This is a genomic window from Pseudobacteroides sp. (assembly GCF_036567765.1).
Lineage (GTDB): Bacteria > Bacillota > Clostridia > Acetivibrionales > DSM-2933 > Pseudobacteroides.
Genome location: NZ_DATCTU010000006.1, coordinates 44,107 through 61,251, shown reverse-complemented (window position 1 = coordinate 61,251; position 17,145 = coordinate 44,107). Strand labels below are relative to the sequence as shown.

The window sequence follows — 17,145 nt, the reverse complement described above, 5'->3', positions numbered from 1 at the left end:
GGACCTTTCATATTTAAAGTATTGGCAATTTTTCTATAAATATGCGTAGTATCGGAAATATACGTATAAATTTGTATAAGATTGGCAAGAATTCTCCATAAGGTCCACCTCTGCCCGGTTTTACATAAGGGAACATGATAACACGATTATCAACACTGTCAACCGCAAGCATGTGTTGACGAGCTAAGTCAACACATGAGCGAAATTTATAGCGGAAGTTATTTTTTGATCGTGCCTAAGATTGGGCTTGAGTAGATTCCACCGCACATAGGAAATCATAAATGGGCTTTACGCTTACAAAGCCTTTTTTCAAAATGCCAGGTAATTCCTTTGAAAATGCCAGGCTAAAATCATTCTGTGCACATTCAAAGTAAATATTTTTTCTGTCTAGCCAGGATCTCAGGTTCTCAGATTGGTCAGGAAATTTGCTTCTTTTATACATTTCACCACCGATAACAAAGGTATCTTGAGATTCATAGCATTCTAAAGCACTTAAAAATGCGGGATGACTCCTGCAGATCATTTCACGCATAGCAAACATTGAACATGCCTGTGCACCATAATACCCTACACCGTAGCTTGAACCTTTTTGGCTTATCTCAAACCAGAAGCAGGGAGACGAGGACATCAAGGATTTATTCCTCAGGAATACGAACCAGGCATTATCCCTATAAAGAGACTTGTCCTTTGAAAAACGGGTGTCTCTTCGTACTCTGGAGATTAGTTTTGAAGGAATGGTCAGAAACTGACTGTCTATTTCTGTCATGGTGGGTGTGAGCTCTGTTATAAGCTGAACAAACGGGTTGTATACATATTGCTTATATATATGCTTATGATTATCATACCAGTCCTTGCTGTTATTGATTTTATTTTCAAAAAGAAATTTCAGTGCTTCACTTGTAAATCCTCTAAAGCTCATTCTATACCTCCGAATACTGTACTTGGCTGCATAGCATAGTTTATTTTCCCAAGTTATAATATATATACATCAAAATTACTGTTTCCGCTCTAGCTATATAGCTTAGAGGGTCTATTTTATCACCATCTTTTCTTCTAATCAAGTGATATTTATTCCATTAAATGCATAATTGGATATGCTTTTATAATCAGAGGACTTCGAAAATAAAGATTTATATGTGTAGAAGACTTACCTTTTGGAGAAATGCAATCCACAGTTTCTAGTGATACTTGTTTTATACTTAGTTGACGGCAAATGTCACATCATTCTTTTTTGGATACTCAATACACTTGTGAGTGAAAATATAATCAGATTAAATTATAATCAATGTAAAGTAAATTAAATTCATTTATATACAATTATACGTTGACAAAATGAGAACCGGATAATAAAATTAAGTTAAAAGGCCTAATTATTTTGGTGTTTCATGAATTAATGTAATAAAACTAATAAAAACTATTATTATTCAAAAGGAGGTAATTATGTCGGATTATAAAATTGCAGATTTGAATTTGTGGGAATGGGGAAGAAAAGAAATAGAAATTGCAGAAAAAGAAATGCCTGGACTTATGGCTATCAGAGAGAAATACGCTCCGGAGCAGCCATTGAAGGGTGTTAGAATTTCCGGCTCACTGCATATGACTATACAAACAGCGGTTCTTATAGAAACTCTTGTAGCCCTTGGAGCAGATGTGAGATGGGCTAGTTGCAATATATTCTCCACCCAGGATCATGCAGCTGCTGCAATAGCAAAAGCAGGTGTTCCTGTATTTGCATGGAAGGGAGAAACCCTCGAAGAATACTGGTGGTGTACGGAGCAGATGCTTACATTCCCTGGTGGTCTCGGACCCCAGCTTATAGTTGATGATGGAGGGGATGCGACTCTTTTTATTCATAGGGGATACAAAGCAGAAAATGAACCCTCAATTCTCGACGAAGCTACCGATAATGAAGAGCTTAAAATTATAAACAAGCTCCTTAAAGAAGGCCTCAAGAAGGACAACAAGAGGTGGCACGAGGTAGTCAAGGAATGGAAGGGTGTTTCGGAAGAGACTACTACCGGAGTTCATAGACTCTATCAAATGGTTGAAAGAGGAGAACTTCTAGTTCCTGCTATAAACGTCAATGATTCTGTTACCAAGTCAAAATTCGATAACCTTTATGGCTGCAGAGAATCATTGGTTGATGGAATTAAAAGAGCAACAGATGTTATGATAGCTGGAAAGGTAGCAGTTGTATGCGGTTATGGCGATGTTGGTAAAGGTTCGGCACAATCCTTGCAAGGCCTTGGAGCAAGGGTGATAGTAACTGAGATTGACCCGATATGTGCATTGCAGGCAGCAATGGCAGGCTATGAAGTCAAAACCATTGAGGATACTCTCGGTATAGGAGATATCTATGTAACCACAACCGGCAACATGGATATTATCACTCTTGAGCATATGAAAAAAATGAAGGATCAGGCAATTGTGTGCAATATAGGCCACTTTGATAATGAAATTCAGATGGCTAAACTAAACAGCTACCCTGGCATCAAAAAGATAAACATAAAGCCTCAGGTTGATAAGTATATATTCCCTGAGGGGCATGAAATATTTGTTTTGGCGGAAGGAAGACTTGTAAACCTGGGATGTGCTACAGGGCATCCATCATTTGTTATGTCCAACAGCTTCTCAAATCAGACACTTGCTCAGATTGATTTGTGGAAGAACAAGGATAAGTATGAACCCAAGGTTTATATCTTGCCCAAAAAGCTTGATGAAGAAGTTGCAAGGCTCCACCTTGAAAAAATCGGTGTAAAGCTGACAAAGTTGACAAAGGAACAGGCTGATTATATAGGAGTTCCTGTTGATGGTCCGTTCAAGCCGGATCACTATAAATATTAATGATATACTAAAGCAATAATTCTACTACTTTTTTGATGTCTAGGAAATTATGGTGTATTCTATACCACAATTTTTCACAACAACAACTAAGGTTGTATACGAATAACAAATTTAATATTAAGATTTTTAGGAAAACCTCTTTGCATATTGTTTGTAAAGGGGTTTTGCATTATAACCAGCGTGAAAACAGATATATTAAGCTTATGATGATATCGCTTTAAGAATTTTAACATTATGAATATAATAATATTTCAAAATATATATTAATGTGTTGTTTACAATAGTGTATGACATACAGTATAATATATATAGGAGGTGAATCTATGGAAGAAAATAAGCAGGACGATCTCTTCGACAGTTTATTGTTGGAACTTAGGAGAGGAACCATAATCCTCAGTGTGCTAAGTCAGCTAAAACTTCCCCAATACGGATATTCCCTTGTTGTATTGCTGGAAGAGAAGGGTATTCCTGTGGAAGCAGGGACACTATACCCGCTTTTAAGGAGACTGGAAAAGCAGAACTTGCTGGAAAGCAACTGGGACGTAGATGCGTCAAAACCAAGGAAGTATTATCAGTTAAGCAGATACGGAAGAGAAATATATAGAAGGCTATGCGAACAATGGGTTGAGATGGTGAAGAAGATGGATGACTTGATAAAAGAGTAGGAGGGAAAGAATATGGATTTGATAAATCGTTATGTTTATGCTGTTACCAGAAGCCTTCCCGAAAAGCAGAGGGCGGATATTGAAAAAGAGCTAAAAGCACTTATAGGTGATATGGTTGAAGAAAATGATGAAGATGTATCTTACGAGAGTAAGGTAAAAAATGTTCTTATAGAATTGGGAGATCCTGAAATTCTTGCAGACAACTACAGGGGATCCAAGCGATACCTTATAGGTCCCCAATACTACGAAAAATATATACTGATACTAAAGATTGTACTTATTGCGGTATTTGCAGGGGTAACAATGGCTATTATGGCACAAAGCTTTTTTACAAAGGAACAAAGCGGGCTTGATATAATAAAGAACTATTTGTCTGCATTGTTTTCCGCAGGATTGCAGGCCTTTGCCTGGACTACCGGAGCTTTCATAATTGCTGAGAGAAGTCAAATGAATATGGAAAAGGGTAATACTGAAAAGGATAGCCTGGAAAAAGGTAAATGGAGTCCTTCGCAATTACCTGTTATTCCGGAAAAAAAGGCAGTAATACCTGTACATGAGCCTGTTATATCCATCATCTTCAGTACCATATTTTTAGTTCTGCTTTATAGTACGCCACAGGTCTTCGCTGCATATTTTGAACTTGAGAGTGGGAGAATAGTGATTCCGGTATTTAATCAAGAGGCTATGCAAGGCGTAAGAGTAATACTTGTTTCAATACTTTTGCTGCATATTCTTAAAGAAATTTTGAAGCTTTACACAAGAAGGTGGACACTAAAGCTTTCGGTTGTTGTAACTGTGTTAGGTGTAGTATCGACTATCTTGGCATTAAGTATATTTACCAATCCTGATATTTGGAATCCTGATTTTTCAAGTGCAATTGTGAAACATATGAAGTTGACTTTTGATTTTAATGAATTGTGGGATAAATTTAAAACTGGGTTTATTGCAGTTATCATAGTAGTGGGAATTGCAGATGCCATAACCACTTTATATAAGGGAGTCAGGTACAATGTTATGAAATAGTGGAGTAATGAAAGGAATCTTATTTAATGAGTTTTTTAGGTCTATATGAAAAATATAAAAAACTATGTCCCACATATATTCTATACTTAGGCTGCCTTGTAACAGCTTTTGCCATAAAGCTTTTTTACACGAATGCAGACAGTTTTTCTCTGCAATTTATACTGGCTCCTGTTACAAGGCTTGTGGAAGTATTTACGGGGACTCTTTATCATTTTGTGCAGGAAAGAGGCTACATGAGTTCAGATGTAACTGTTGAAATAGGTCCAAGCTGTGCGGGAATTAATTTTCTGGTAATTTTGTTTTGTGCATTTTCCTTTTCATTTATTAAGGAATTTAATGGTATAATAAAAGTACTTGCTGCAGTGTTGTTTTTAATATTATCTTACATAATTACAATAATTGTTAATACCTTTAGAATAGTAGCTGCTATAAATTTTACAGTTTATAACGATGCATATTTAAAAATTGATAAAGAAGATTTCCACAAGATTTTAGGAACACTGGTATATTTCTTTTTTCTTGTATTGTTCTATATGGCAATATCGAGGCTTGTCATATTTCTAAAGACCAGGAAATCTAGAGGCATGCCAAAAACCACCTTGTAAATTTATTAACGATCAAGGTTGCAAAATCGCAATCAATTTTGTTTATGTCTAGGAAATTATGGTGTATTCACACCACAATTTCCCACGACAACAATCAGGGTTGCAAAATCGTAAGCGATTTTGTTCAAGATAGAAAGGAGTGTTTTAATGAAAAATATACTTAAGCCTTATTGGCTTCTAATAGGAGTTTCGCTGCCACAGCTGCTGATATTTATAATAATGGGCAGAATATTTTATATTATAAATTCCCAACTCACTGAGGAAAATCTACGGCTTTGGGCTGTGTTCGGTGGGCTTTTGGGATTATCGTATATTTCCTATACTGTCTATGGGGTTATAAGATTGATTTCAAGGAAGGAAGTACATTTAAAAACAGGTGTTTCACTTTTTTTGACTTACATACCATATCTTTATTTTTTTACTGTATTTAATGATAAAATAATTCCTTCCAGTATTCCAGACTGGATGCTTTTTGAGATTTCCCCTGAAATGATGGTTGTTACAATGATTACGCCTTCTATGGTTGTTGCAATGCTAATTAGCGTAGTCTGGCTTACTCCCTTTAAGTTTGGTATTTTGTTTAATAAAAAGACAGTACCGGTTCTGGCAATTCCAGCCTTTTGGTTTTTGCTTGTTACTGCGTTGCTTCCGTTATTGCATGTTCCTTTTACATCGGTTTTGGACCACCTTTCAACCATATCATTTGTTATTGGAACTGTTGCATTTTTGTTTGTTATTGTCAAACTTATTTATCACCTTCTTAATAAGAAACCTCAGATATGGCAAAAAGCCGTTATTCCGATCGTAACACTGGGACCTTTATTTGGGCTTTCAATAAACAATCAGGGCAATATTTTCGGGAATTTCTCCAGTGTTTATTTTTATCTGCTTGCAGTTTTTACGGGAGTGCTGCTTGTTATACCATCCTCAGACAACAAGTATCTAAGAAGTCTTTTATTTATACTTAAAAGCATCACATTCACTTTTACTGCCTATTTTTTTATAATCTTTTTGCCATACTTGCCTTTTTCATTGATTGGACTATTGGCATTTGGACTGGGAATTCTATTGCTGGTGCCTGTTGCACAAGCTTTTGTGCACGTCAGATCACTATGGGATGACTATAAATTCTTACAGCAGCACTACAAAAAAGCAGCTCTTTTAATTGTTTTTATCTGCGGTGTTTCAGTTATACCTGCACTTATCTCAATTTCCTTTAATAGCGATAAGGGACATATTGATAAAGCTTTAAATTTTATTTATCAACAAAACCTTTCGGATAAGAATGAAGTAAAGGTAAATACTAATGCACTTTCACGCTCGCTGAACTTTTTAAGAGAAAACAAATCATCCGGTAGAAGAGGTGGATTTTTTTCTTCAAATTATAAAATTCCTTTGATATCTGCCTATTATAATTGGCTTGTACTGGAGAACCTTACACTGTCCGAACAAAAGATCAAAGCAATTAAAAGCATATTTTTAGGAGTAAAGTATGAGAATAATACTATAAATAACACATTTAATAATACAATTGAGACTAGTGAAGAACAGGTTCAGCCAGTTAGGATCGATAAACACACTGTAGAGACGCAATTTGATTCAAAAAACAACTGCTACAGGAGCTGGATTCACTTTGATCTCAAAAACTCTAATGATTTCAACGCTGAATTCAGAGCCAGGTTTGAGCTTCCCCAAGACAGCTTTATAACAAACTATTATCTTTATGTAAATAATAAAAAGAAATTCGGTATGATTGCAGATAAAAGGGCTGCAAACTGGATATATGATCAAATAGTGACTATAAGAAGGGATCCGGGGATTCTTTCGTATATAAGCGACAGCATAATAGAATTCAAAGTGTTTCCTTTTAACACAAACGAAACCAGAAAAACAGGCTTTGAGATTATTCACAAGACGCCTGTAACATTAAAAATTGGTGAACTTGGTATTGACCTTGGAAACACAAATGTTGAAGGCAGCACCAAAGAAGTGGGGCTTTTAGATGCTTCAGTAAAGAAAATTGATGATGATGTTACTCTTGTGCCATATGAAGTTAAAAAAGCACTTTTGAAAGTCACAAGGGCTCCCTTTTATCACTTTGTAATTGATAGATCGGAAGGTAGCAAGGATAGGGGCCAGGAGCTTGTTAAATGCGTTGAAAACTACATTGAAAAGAACAAATTGAACCATAAGGATATTGGTATATCTGCGTTAAACTACAATCTGAAAAAGTTGACGGCTGGAGGAGCCTGGCAGGAGCAGTATTATAAGCTCCCGGCTGTTGGAGGGCTTTATCTTGACCATGCACTTAAAAGCATTCATTTTGAAAACTATAAAGATAAGTCCCATAAGTACCCTGCTGTAATAATAGTTACCGATGATATCGATAAAGCAACCTTGATCGGCAGCTACGATTCATTAAAGTATTTAATGCCGGACGTAAAGTGCTTTTACAGTCTTAATACTGAAGGGATGCTTTTGAGCCATTCGCTGGATGGAAAAGGAACAACAGAAATCCCTGCAACCGCATCAATTTCACCTGATACTGTTCTTCCATGGCCTGATGTTTCTGATATTAAGGCGTATTTAAGCGATGATACTTCTACATCGATAGTCCTTGGCGATAGCGACTATGAGCTTAATTCCGATAAAGCCATGTCTTCATTGGACACCGGGTTTGTGCTAAAGGCTGCAACTGCCAGCATGTTTTTGCATCCGGAAAAGACCAGTGGTAAGACACTTGAAATAGTTAAGGCCAGCATTAAAACCGGAGTTATGTCTCCCCTTACCTCCTATATAGTGTTGGAAAATGAAGCCCAGGAAAAGGTTCTTTTAGAAAAGCAGCAAAAGATTCTTTCAACCAAAAAACCTCTTGATGTAGGGGAGCCATCCCAGATGTCGGAACCTTCATTGATGATAATTGCACTTATAACGGCAGCCTTTGTTTTGGTGGTTCGGCATAGAAGGAGAAAGATGGCTGTTTAGATGATCCATTAAAAAACTCTGGCTAATCAACTGCTAATCTGATTTCCAGTTGGTTAGCCAGTGTCCATTTATACCTTTAGTAAAACTCTTGACTCTCCATTACTAGCAGTACCCATTTTTTCCAAGAAAGCTTTTATATTAGCCTCTTCTTTTCTTCGGTCTGCATTAAGTCTGCCCATTCTGTCACATAGACCAAGGAGTGCTACTTCCGTAACATTTGCCTGCCTTTTCATTGTTTTCACGTCTGCAAAGGGTAAATTATTAACTACAAAAAGTATTTGCATATGCCATCTTACAAGTATGGTTACTTTTCTTATAAACTCCTCATCATCTGAAAATTCCATTAAGAATTTCCTTGCAAGATTTGCACCGATCTTATCATGATCATAGGATGTTATTTTACCATTCCTGTTTTTTGTGGCATCGGGTTTTCCTATGTCATGCAGCAAAGCAGCCCACATAAAAGCCTTTCTACTGTTACTCTCGTTTTTTACTTTTGCTGCTTCATCTACAACCATCATCGTATGAACCCATACATTACCCTCTGGATGGTGCTTTGGGGACTGCTGTGCATTCTTTAAGTTGTTAAGCAAATTAAGAGGATATTGCTCAAACAACCGGGTTTTGGAAATTTCATTAAAATATAAAGATGGCTGTTCATCATTTAACAGATGTATATGCATTTGGCGAAATATATCGTGTAGTGATGTCATGATTTTTCATCTACCTTTTTATTCCCATACTTGGCTTTCCCCTGAATTTCGGGAACAGGGGCTACATCATTTTTTTGTATGTGCATTTTTTGAGTGTTTTCCGTTCCGTGTGGTTCTCTCGGATCGGGCCTTCGCATCCCAGCCTTCGCCATTTTACTCACTCCCTTTATATTTTGTTTGTTGTATTTTAAACATCATTATTCTTTATAGATTTTTTCTTAGCATTTCTATTCTGATTTTGATTCTCGGCGGTTAGTGGGGTTTGCCCATTTGATTTTTCCGCTCTTGCTTTTTTATTGTCCGGCTGACTGTCTTTTGGCATATAAATCACCTCGTAATTAGGTTTCCTTCATTTTTTTATTAATATACTTTTAAGGGTTTGAGAAAAAATATAAACAGGGTCTAATTTTGTATTTGAATTTATTACCACAAGGCAAACTTATGAAAATAATGATTATTACAGCTTGGTGTTGAGAGTATGTAAAGACATATGTTGCATAACGTGCCTGTATGATATAATTAAGGTATATTATGGTTGAAAAGGATATTACAATAAATAAAACTGACAGAGAAAATGCTTTATAAGCAATAAAATACAACTTGTATAATCTGAAAGGAAGGTGTTAAAATGTACAGAATCAAAAAGAGAGGAACCAGCTTGGCAGTTCTGCTTATTATCAGTTTAGTTCTAGGGGCCTTCAGTTTTGCCAATACTACTGCCTTGGCAAAAGCCACATGTATCAATAATAATTCTTCAACTTGGGAATGGGAAACATCAACACCTGAGCAGCAAGGTATGGACTCAGCCAAGCTGCTCGATATGTTTAAAGCGATCGAGGATAATAAAACACCGATACACAGTTTACTGATAGTTAAAAATGGTAAACTGGTTACAGAAGCGTATTTTGATCCATATGATAAAAATATGAGGCATGCATTATATTCAGCCACAAAGAGTGTGACTTCCACCCTTGTCGGTATTGCCATAAAGGAAGGTTACATAAAGGGAGTTGATCAGAAGGTTCTTGATTTCTTTCCTGATATAACTTTAGAAAACGATCAATATCAGGGTAAGGATATGACAATAGAAAACCTCCTGACTATGTCAACCGGGCACAGGGACGATTCATCACAGTATGTTTTTACCAGTATGGATTTCCCAAAATCCTTCTTCGGAATTCCTTTCAGCTCAAAACCGGGCACAAAGTTTTATTATGACAGCGGTGCATCTCATTTATTATCCGTTATCCTGACTAAAGCAACAGGGATGAGCACTGATCAATATGCAAAAAAACACTTGTTTGATCCAATGGGTATTACTGACTATACCTGGGAGACTGATCTTTCTGGCATAAACATCGGAGGATGGGGATTAAAAATGACTCCAAGGGATATGGCCAAGTTTGGTCAACTAGCCATTAACTGGGGAAAATGGTGCAACAAACAGCTGGTGCCAAAGGAATGGCTGGAGGTAGCAACCAGTAAGCACATTGATGCATACTGGGGAGAAGTAAGAGCCGATGATTATGGCTACCAGTGGTGGAGAAACTTTTTTGGGGGTTATAGAGCTGATGGATATGGTGGGCAGTTTGTTTATGTGCTTCCTGAACAGGATCTCGTTGTTGTTTTTACTTCAGGTATAAATTATTCTGAAAAGATGCAGCCAGGAAATTATGTTAATGATTACATAATACCTTCTGCAAAATCAAGCAAACCAATTAAGCCCAACTCAAAACCATTAATGAAGCTTAAGAATTTCATAAAAGGGCTGGAATCACCAAAGTCTGGTAAAAGTTCGTCACTGCCCAAGATTGCTCAAGAGATTTCAGGAAAAGTGTATAAAATGGATTTAACGGACATAAGTTTATCTTTTGATTTTAAAAAGAAAAATTCATCTGTATTAAATATAAAGCAAAATGGAAGCAGTCATGTATTGACGATTGGTCTGGATGGAGTGTATCGTATTAGCAAGGCAAGTCAGGTAGGAACTATGACCATGTATCCTTTATATAGCCAGGTGGCTTTAAAAGGAAATTGGGTAAATGAAAATACATTTGAAATGGACTGGCATTATGTAGGAGAACCTTTTTGTGAGGTGTACAGGTTTATATTTGACGGTTCTAAGATAACAGTAGATATTACAAAATACTTGGAGGATACAACCGGCTTATCTCCAAAGCAGTTGGTCTTAACCGGTATGTGTGAATAAAATATATAGATGATTGTAAATGATTGATTGTGAATGATTGATTGTGAATGATTATAGGTACCCAGCCGTAAAGCATTTTCTCTATATGTTTTGCTATATTAATCGCTTTTAGGCATGTTAAAGAAATAACTTACCATATATGCTCGTTTTCGAGCCAACTTAATTTCGTGAACTCACACTCGCAACGGTAAGTAATTCTTTAATCATGCCTTAGTATATAAACATTTTTTATATAGTTGTGCTCCACTACTAATAGTCGTATAATTAAATTAATGCTATATTGAAAGGATATATTTTGTATGGCTGTATTACTCTTACAGGCAAACAGGCAAATACCAAGATCAATTTATGCAATTATAAAAGCGGCATTGCTCTTGTTTGTGTCTGGGAAATTATGGCGTATACTAAAGAGCAATTTCTCACAACAACGACCAATGTTGCAAAATCACTTCATGATTTTGCTTTGTTCAATAATAGCCTGTGTCAGCCAAGTTTTATTTCTAAAAAAGCACTTGCTGGCTTCTGAAATAACAGAAGTTCTGCGGTTTAAGCCATTAGATTTAATGATTGCCTTAAGCATCATTTTATTGATTATATTCTTTTCAACGCTAGCATATCTTATTCTATTTTTGGAAATAGCTTTTATGCTTAATATTTTAATTATTATTCTTTTTCAGAGGATCAAAGTTCCCAATATATCTATTTGATTTTCATAGAAATAGCTAAAAATAGCCACATAATTTGTCTTTGGTCAAATTAGTGAGGTAGGCCTTTTTTTGACGTGCCTATGAAACCTTATAATTTAGATCAAATAATATATTGGGAGGTTATCTATATGATAAAGCTTATAAAAAAACTGAAACAGCTTCCGGATGAGTGGAATAATAAAGCCCTCAACGAGGAAGTTGATGAATATAAAAAATTAGTTGAGAAAATAAAAGAAGTAAATTTGCAAAATGCAGACGATTCGGAATTGTTAGCAATCTCAAAAAAACTTATGTCGCAGGCACAGAAAGGTACAAACTTGGATGAACTTATGTTGGAGGCCTTTGCCTTAGTAAAAGAAGCTGCTAAACGGATACTTGGGATGAAGCCTTTTGATGTGCAGGTTTTAGCTGGAATTGCAATGCATAAAGGCAAGCTTGCAGAGATGCAGACTGGAGAAGGCAAGACTTTGGCAGCTGTGTTTCCTGCGTACCTCAACGCACTGACTGGTAAAGGTGTTCATATATTTACTGCCAATGATTATCTTGCAAGGCGGGATGCGGAATGGATGGGACCGCTATATGCTTTTTTGGGTGTTGAGGCAGGGTTTATAAACGGCGGAATGAGCAGGGCGGAAAGAAGGAAAGCCTATGATTCCCATATCACATATGTTACTGCAAAAGAGGCTGGATTTGATTACCTGAGGGACTCATTGTGCTATGAGGTAAATGAGCTTACACAGAGGAATTTTAATATGGTCATAGTGGATGAGGCAGATTTCATACTGATTGATGAAGCACGGATTCCCCTTGTGATTGCTGAAAATACTCCTATAACAGAGGGGGAGTCGGATAAAATATCACATATAGTTGATAAACTGGAGTATGGGATTCATTACAGCACTGATGAGTGCAAGGGGAATGTTTACCTTACGGATAAAGGGGCTGACAGAGTTGAAGAGCTTTTGGGGTGCGGGAATATATACTCTGAGGATAACTATCAGGTGCTTTTAGATATAAACTGTGCACTGCATGCCCGTGCATTATTAAGGCGGGATGTTGATTATATTGTAGAGGAAGGTAAACTTAGGCTTGTTGATGAATTTACCGGGCGTATTGCAAATAAAAGGATGTGGCCCGATGGACTTCAGGCTGCAATTGAATCAAAAGAAGGTCTTAAAAGGCTCGCGGAAGGCAAAATATTAGGCACAATTACCATGCAGCATTTTATAAAGTCATATCCTAAAATATGCGGTATGACAGCTACTGCCTGTACATCGTTAGCAGAATTAAAAGAGTTTTACGATCTTGAGATTGCAGTGATACCACCAAATAAGCCTTGCATCAGAAATGATTATGAAGATTTGATATTTGCCGGTATTTCTGCTAAATATGAAGCTGTTGTTTCAGAAATAAAAAAAGTACACGCAACGGGTCGACCTATACTGGTGGGAACAGCCAGCATTGAAGAGTCTCAGAGGCTTTCGGATATTTTAAAAAAGGCTGATGTTCCATGTAATGTACTTAATGCAAAAAATCACGAACTGGAGGCAGATTTAATAGCAGAGGCGGGGAGCATTGGTGCTGTCACGGTTTCAACAAATATGGCAGGCCGGGGAACTGATATAAGGTTAGGTGGAGCAAGAGAGGAAGAAAGGGATAAGGTTGTTGCACTAGGAGGATTGTATGTCATAGGAACCAATAAATATGAAAGCCGCAGGATTGAAAAACAATTGAGAGGACGTTCCGGAAGGCAGGGGGAGCCCGGTTCATCAAGGTTTTTTATATGCCTTGATGATGGTTTGATTAAAAAATACGGGGATAAAAGGCTCTTTGCTGCTGCCCAATATTTAAAAAACCAAAAGAATCCCATTGATGACTGGCTCTTTAGAGATTCTGTAGAAAAGGTGCAAAGGGTGGCAGAAGGGCAGAGTGAGGATATGAGGTTTCTTTTGTGGAGATATTCTAGTATTGTTGAAAACCAGCGGAAGATATTTTATAACCGGCGTCAATCTGTCCTGAGAGAAGATGGTGAATTGGGTAAAGTAGCAATATTGGCTTCTAAAGAATACAATATTGCTAAAAGTCAGTTAAGTAGCATTATGCTGCTTAAGGTGGAGAAGTACATTACGCTGTTCCATATGGATCGATTGTGGGCAGAATATATTTCTCAAATAAATTATATCCGGGAGGGAATACACCTGGTGAATGTAAGCGGCCTCAATCCCTTGGAAGAATTTGCAAGAGATATCCATAGTCTATTTGAGGAACTGATGACAAATATTTATGAAGAAGTGGCAAAATCTTTTAAAGCCATTGATTTTTCAAGCGGTGATGTAGATTTAGAAAAGGCCGGGATTAAGGCCCCTTCATCAACATGGACATACCAGATGACGGATAATCCCTTTTCCAATGATTTGGGAGTGCTTCTTGCAAGCAATCGAAATATAGGGTTTACTCCGGCTATTTTGCTCCTGTGGCCAATTGTGCTTTTTGGGATTATCTATACCAGAATTAAAAAGAGCAGGAAAATGAGGAATGTACCCTGAAGCTATAGCAATAACATATAGTACAGACATTCACGAAGTTAACATAATGCACATATTATAATCTATAGGAATGAATTATTGTGAAATGAGGTATATTATGTTAACTGGAACGGAGTATGTTAAGCAATCTATCGAAACTAACCTGTTCTTCCTGAGAATTATTAAAGAGCACCTGATATTTGCCAGTGCCGCCCTTACATTAAAGGATGCAAGCCTGGTACCGCAGCTAATGGCTTTTAAAGTAAAATTTGAAAATCTGCTTGTTTGTACAATTTCTTTAGCCAGGGGAGTTATTAAACCTGAAGCCATTGCGGCAGGGGATATAATCACGCCATATACAATGAAAGCAGAGATTGTAACACAGCAATATACGGGCATCCCCATTAATACTGCCATAACGCAGATGGAAGCAGCATTGGCAAATAACAATGCTATTGCACCAAACCCTGCAATAGTACAGTCTGTAAACATCTTAAATGAGAATATAATAATGAATTTAAGGGCTGCTATAGATGCCAAGAAAATGCTTCTTAGCAATATTTTAGCCTGTAAGATGTTTACCAATATGTATCCGGCCATGCTAGAGCATGTAACTCATGAAGCCGAGCATTACCTTGAGCATCTTGAGACTCTGCAAAGCGGCAAGAGCCTGTCTGATGGACCTAAGACAGCGGCAGAAAGACAAATATTCTGGAATCATATAATGGGAGATCACGGCAGGTTTATCAGAGGGCTTCTTGATCCAACTGAAGAAGAACTGATAGCAAAGGCTAATGGATTTGCAGGAGAGTTTGACGAGCTTACCAATGCAGCTAAAGAAGCTTATGATCAAGTAGGGCTCCTGCCGGAGGTCACAAAAAGAAGTATAAATGCCACAACAAACATTAAGGTATTTAAGGAACAAGGCACAATGGGAATACTTGAATGCAAAATAAGGTCAATAATACTGCCTCTGTTAAGCGATCACGTACTTAGGGAGGCAAACCATTATTTGAAGGAGCTAAGACATGAATGAAAAACTACTTACGCTTTTGAGCGTGTGTTGACGAGCTAAGTCAACGCATGAGCCAAATTTATAGCGGAAGTTATTTTTTGATCATGGCTAAAAGAGCTTTAATTACAAGTACAAATCAAATATGGAGCAAAGAGGTTGTCTTTGCTCCATAAGTTATTAAAAGCCTATGTATAGTATTAGCTTGGTTTTACCAGCCAAGCTTTGCCTTAATCTCTTTAGTCAGCTGATCAGCCATGAGCTGGTGGGTTTTAAGGCTTGGATGCCAATCTTCACCATAACCGTTGGCTTCTGACTGCTGTGGATATTCCATCATGTATACCTTGGAATCTCCTTTGGATTTAAAATCGTTTACAACCTCAGTCACGTATGATCTGCATGATTCCAGTCCTGTTCCCCACAACATGGGTCCAATAGTACAGAATACATGTGCATCGGGATAGTTTGTACGTATCTTTGACACAAGGGCCTTATAATTATTTATAAACTTTGCTTTATCAGGAGTGACAGTTGAAAAATCATTTGTACCTATGTTTATAACAATAACCTGTGGAATATATTTCTTAAAATCCCATTGCACACCACTTTGAGGAAGTGTCATGAGATAGCGGTCTTGAATAAGCTGTCCGCCTGCACCGCCATAGTTCATTGTAATGCCTATTCCCGACCACGCTATCAAGTTGGCACTGGCGTTTAATGACCTTGCAGTGATTGCGGCATAAGACAAGTAGCTGTTTTCATTTTTGGGTGTGAAGGGCTGCTCTTTGCTTGTTCCTTCGTTACCATATGCACATGTGATTGAATCACCGATAAACTCAATTTTTCTTTCAGGAGCAGGCGGCGGTGCTAAAAGCTTACCACTGTCGAAGGTAAATCCTAAGAATTGGACTTCTCCCTGGGATGCTTCTGTTCTCTTCCACAAAACAACCTCATGGTTTCCGTTGGTAAGACCGCTGGCAAGCTTAACTGTAGATTGATTGTTTACCATAAACGGGGTCATTACCTTGCCGTCTACGATAGCCTGGAACCAGTTCTCGCCGGTAGATTTTAATGTTACACTTACTTCAGTTCCTGAGAAGCTTGCGACTATGCTGCTGCCCGACCATGCAAATTTAGGGGATTGAGCATTTGTAAAGTCAAACCTTCCATCATAACGCACTCCTGGGGTGCCTGACGGTGATGTAGGCGTAGGAGATGCACTTGGTGTAGTCATAATGAGCTTGGCTGCAGGGTAGTTTGCGGATGTACTGCCGAAGTGCTTTGCTACAAACAATACATCTTCCATATTAATAGCCCCATTAAGGTTGAGATCACAAGATTCTTTATATTTTGAGTCTCCGGTAACAGCATTGAAAGAGCCTGCCATTAATATAATATCTGACATATTAATAGCGCCGTCGCTTACTCCGGATACTTCCATATCGCCAGGCCATATATCAAGAGGTCCTTCTTTTGGGCCAACCGATATATCTGATTTAAGGTTTGTAAAGCTGATGCTGCGGGCAAGATAACCGGATTTCTTTATTATCAATGTACCGCTAGTGGTTTCGGGTACTCCGCTAATCAAAAAGTAGCCTTCATTGTTTGTCTGAGCTTTGTAGGATGTTCCTGTAATTTCTGTAGTGAAGCCTGATTTAAGAATGGCGGCTTGTGACTCGTTAAATTTAAAATCAGGTGTTATGTAACCGCTTATTTGGTATCCTGCTGCTGCGGATGCATAGGATCCGCACAGAACCAGCATCAATGCTAATAAAGTCAGCATCAATGCCGGTAAAACAGATAATTTGACTTTCATTTTAAAACCTCCTCCTAAATAATAAAATAAAAAATTATAAT

Annotated in this window: 14 protein-coding genes; 9 read left to right on the top strand and 5 right to left on the bottom strand. The window is 37.5% G+C overall.

What is annotated here, in order from left to right; translation table 11 throughout:
* Nucleotides 1–235: 235 nt before the first annotated feature.
* Nucleotides 236–919 (bottom strand): DUF2461 domain-containing protein, encoded by a 684-nt coding sequence (locus tag VIO64_RS01190; RefSeq protein ID WP_331914398.1) that lies wholly within the window; start codon nucleotides 917–919, stop codon nucleotides 236–238.
* Nucleotides 920–1,440: 521 nt separating this feature from the next.
* Here VIO64_RS01190 and ahcY point away from each other — a divergent pair.
* From ahcY to VIO64_RS01165, 5 genes are all read left to right on the top strand, one after another.
* The gene (gene ahcY, locus VIO64_RS01185; protein WP_331914395.1) at nucleotides 1,441–2,844 is read left to right on the top strand and encodes an adenosylhomocysteinase; all 1,404 of its coding nucleotides are present in this window, start codon (nucleotides 1,441–1,443) and stop codon (nucleotides 2,842–2,844) included.
* 323 nt (nucleotides 2,845–3,167) lie between these two features.
* Nucleotides 3,168–3,509: a PadR family transcriptional regulator gene (locus tag VIO64_RS01180; protein ID WP_331914393.1), complete on the top strand. Its 342-nt coding sequence runs from the start codon at nucleotides 3,168–3,170 to the stop codon at nucleotides 3,507–3,509.
* A gap of 12 nt (nucleotides 3,510–3,521) precedes the next feature.
* Nucleotides 3,522–4,532, top strand: a complete 1,011-nt coding sequence (locus tag VIO64_RS01175; protein ID WP_331914391.1) for a hypothetical protein — start codon at nucleotides 3,522–3,524, stop codon at nucleotides 4,530–4,532.
* Between the two features lie 26 nt (nucleotides 4,533–4,558).
* Nucleotides 4,559–5,137 (top strand): exosortase K, encoded by a 579-nt coding sequence (gene xrtK / locus VIO64_RS01170; protein ID WP_331914389.1) that lies wholly within the window; start codon nucleotides 4,559–4,561, stop codon nucleotides 5,135–5,137.
* Between the two features lie 147 nt (nucleotides 5,138–5,284).
* Nucleotides 5,285–8,122: an MSEP-CTERM sorting domain-containing protein gene (locus VIO64_RS01165; RefSeq protein WP_331914387.1), complete on the top strand. Its 2,838-nt coding sequence runs from the start codon at nucleotides 5,285–5,287 to the stop codon at nucleotides 8,120–8,122.
* A gap of 68 nt (nucleotides 8,123–8,190) precedes the next feature.
* Here the strand turns inward: VIO64_RS01165 and VIO64_RS01160 are convergent, their stop codons facing one another.
* The 3 genes from VIO64_RS01160 to VIO64_RS01150 are packed head-to-tail and all read right to left on the bottom strand — an operon-like array spanning nucleotide 8,191 to nucleotide 9,157.
* Nucleotides 8,191–8,835 carry an HDIG domain-containing metalloprotein gene (locus tag VIO64_RS01160; protein ID WP_331914385.1) on the bottom strand — a complete coding sequence of 215 codons (645 nt, stop codon included), beginning with the start codon at nucleotides 8,833–8,835 and terminating at the stop codon, nucleotides 8,191–8,193.
* Complete coding sequence (locus tag VIO64_RS01155) at nucleotides 8,832–8,987, bottom strand: hypothetical protein (RefSeq protein WP_331914383.1); 156 nt, start codon at nucleotides 8,985–8,987, stop codon at nucleotides 8,832–8,834. Before VIO64_RS01155 ends, VIO64_RS01160 begins: the two co-directional genes overlap by 4 nt.
* A gap of 35 nt (nucleotides 8,988–9,022) precedes the next feature.
* A complete protein-coding gene (locus VIO64_RS01150) occupies nucleotides 9,023–9,157 on the bottom strand; it encodes a hypothetical protein (protein WP_331914381.1) in 135 nt (44 codons plus the stop codon).
* A 306-nt stretch (nucleotides 9,158–9,463) separates the two neighbouring features.
* Here VIO64_RS01150 and VIO64_RS01145 point away from each other — a divergent pair, with 306 nt between their 5' ends.
* The 4 genes from VIO64_RS01145 to VIO64_RS01130 all read left to right on the top strand — a co-directional run bounded on the left by VIO64_RS01145 (nucleotide 9,464) and on the right by VIO64_RS01130 (nucleotide 15,312).
* Nucleotides 9,464–11,044 (top strand): serine hydrolase, encoded by a 1,581-nt coding sequence (locus tag VIO64_RS01145; protein WP_331914379.1) that lies wholly within the window; start codon nucleotides 9,464–9,466, stop codon nucleotides 11,042–11,044.
* A gap of 299 nt (nucleotides 11,045–11,343) precedes the next feature.
* Nucleotides 11,344–11,751, top strand: a complete 408-nt coding sequence (locus VIO64_RS01140; RefSeq protein WP_331914377.1) for a hypothetical protein — start codon at nucleotides 11,344–11,346, stop codon at nucleotides 11,749–11,751.
* Between the two features lie 128 nt (nucleotides 11,752–11,879).
* Nucleotides 11,880–14,297, top strand: coding sequence for an accessory Sec system translocase SecA2 (gene secA2 / locus VIO64_RS01135; RefSeq protein WP_331914375.1), 2,418 nt, complete (start codon nucleotides 11,880–11,882; stop codon nucleotides 14,295–14,297).
* Between the two features lie 97 nt (nucleotides 14,298–14,394).
* A complete protein-coding gene (locus tag VIO64_RS01130; RefSeq protein ID WP_331914373.1) occupies nucleotides 14,395–15,312 on the top strand; it encodes a DUF2935 domain-containing protein in 918 nt (305 codons plus the stop codon).
* Nucleotides 15,313–15,499: 187 nt separating this feature from the next.
* Here VIO64_RS01130 and VIO64_RS01125 read toward each other — a convergent pair whose 3' ends face one another.
* A complete protein-coding gene (locus tag VIO64_RS01125; protein ID WP_331914371.1) occupies nucleotides 15,500–17,104 on the bottom strand; it encodes an SGNH/GDSL hydrolase family protein in 1,605 nt (534 codons plus the stop codon).
* Nucleotides 17,105–17,145 lie beyond the last annotated feature (41 nt).

Excerpts from the sequence above, each read along its gene's own strand:
- VIO64_RS01190 (WP_331914398.1), bottom strand. The coding sequence starts at position 919 with ATGAGCTTTAGAGGATTTACAAGTGAAGCACTGAAATTTCTTTTTGAA.
- VIO64_RS01180 (WP_331914393.1), top strand. The coding sequence starts at position 3,168 with ATGGAAGAAAATAAGCAGGACGATCTCTTCGACAGTTTATTGTTGGAA.
- VIO64_RS01175 (WP_331914391.1), top strand. The coding sequence starts at position 3,522 with ATGGATTTGATAAATCGTTATGTTTATGCTGTTACCAGAAGCCTTCCC.
- VIO64_RS01145 (WP_331914379.1), top strand. The coding sequence starts at position 9,464 with ATGTACAGAATCAAAAAGAGAGGAACCAGCTTGGCAGTTCTGCTTATT.
- VIO64_RS01155 (WP_331914383.1), bottom strand. The coding sequence starts at position 8,987 with ATGGCGAAGGCTGGGATGCGAAGGCCCGATCCGAGAGAACCACACGGA.
- VIO64_RS01130 (WP_331914373.1), top strand. The coding sequence starts at position 14,395 with ATGTTAACTGGAACGGAGTATGTTAAGCAATCTATCGAAACTAACCTG.
- VIO64_RS01160 (WP_331914385.1), bottom strand. The coding sequence starts at position 8,835 with ATGACATCACTACACGATATATTTCGCCAAATGCATATACATCTGTTA.
- VIO64_RS01125 (WP_331914371.1), bottom strand. The coding sequence starts at position 17,104 with ATGAAAGTCAAATTATCTGTTTTACCGGCATTGATGCTGACTTTATTA.
- ahcY (WP_331914395.1), top strand. The coding sequence starts at position 1,441 with ATGTCGGATTATAAAATTGCAGATTTGAATTTGTGGGAATGGGGAAGA.
- VIO64_RS01165 (WP_331914387.1), top strand. The coding sequence starts at position 5,285 with ATGAAAAATATACTTAAGCCTTATTGGCTTCTAATAGGAGTTTCGCTG.
- secA2 (WP_331914375.1), top strand. The coding sequence starts at position 11,880 with ATGATAAAGCTTATAAAAAAACTGAAACAGCTTCCGGATGAGTGGAAT.
- xrtK (WP_331914389.1), top strand. The coding sequence starts at position 4,559 with ATGAGTTTTTTAGGTCTATATGAAAAATATAAAAAACTATGTCCCACA.
- VIO64_RS01140 (WP_331914377.1), top strand. The coding sequence starts at position 11,344 with ATGGCTGTATTACTCTTACAGGCAAACAGGCAAATACCAAGATCAATT.
- VIO64_RS01150 (WP_331914381.1), bottom strand. The coding sequence starts at position 9,157 with ATGCCAAAAGACAGTCAGCCGGACAATAAAAAAGCAAGAGCGGAAAAA.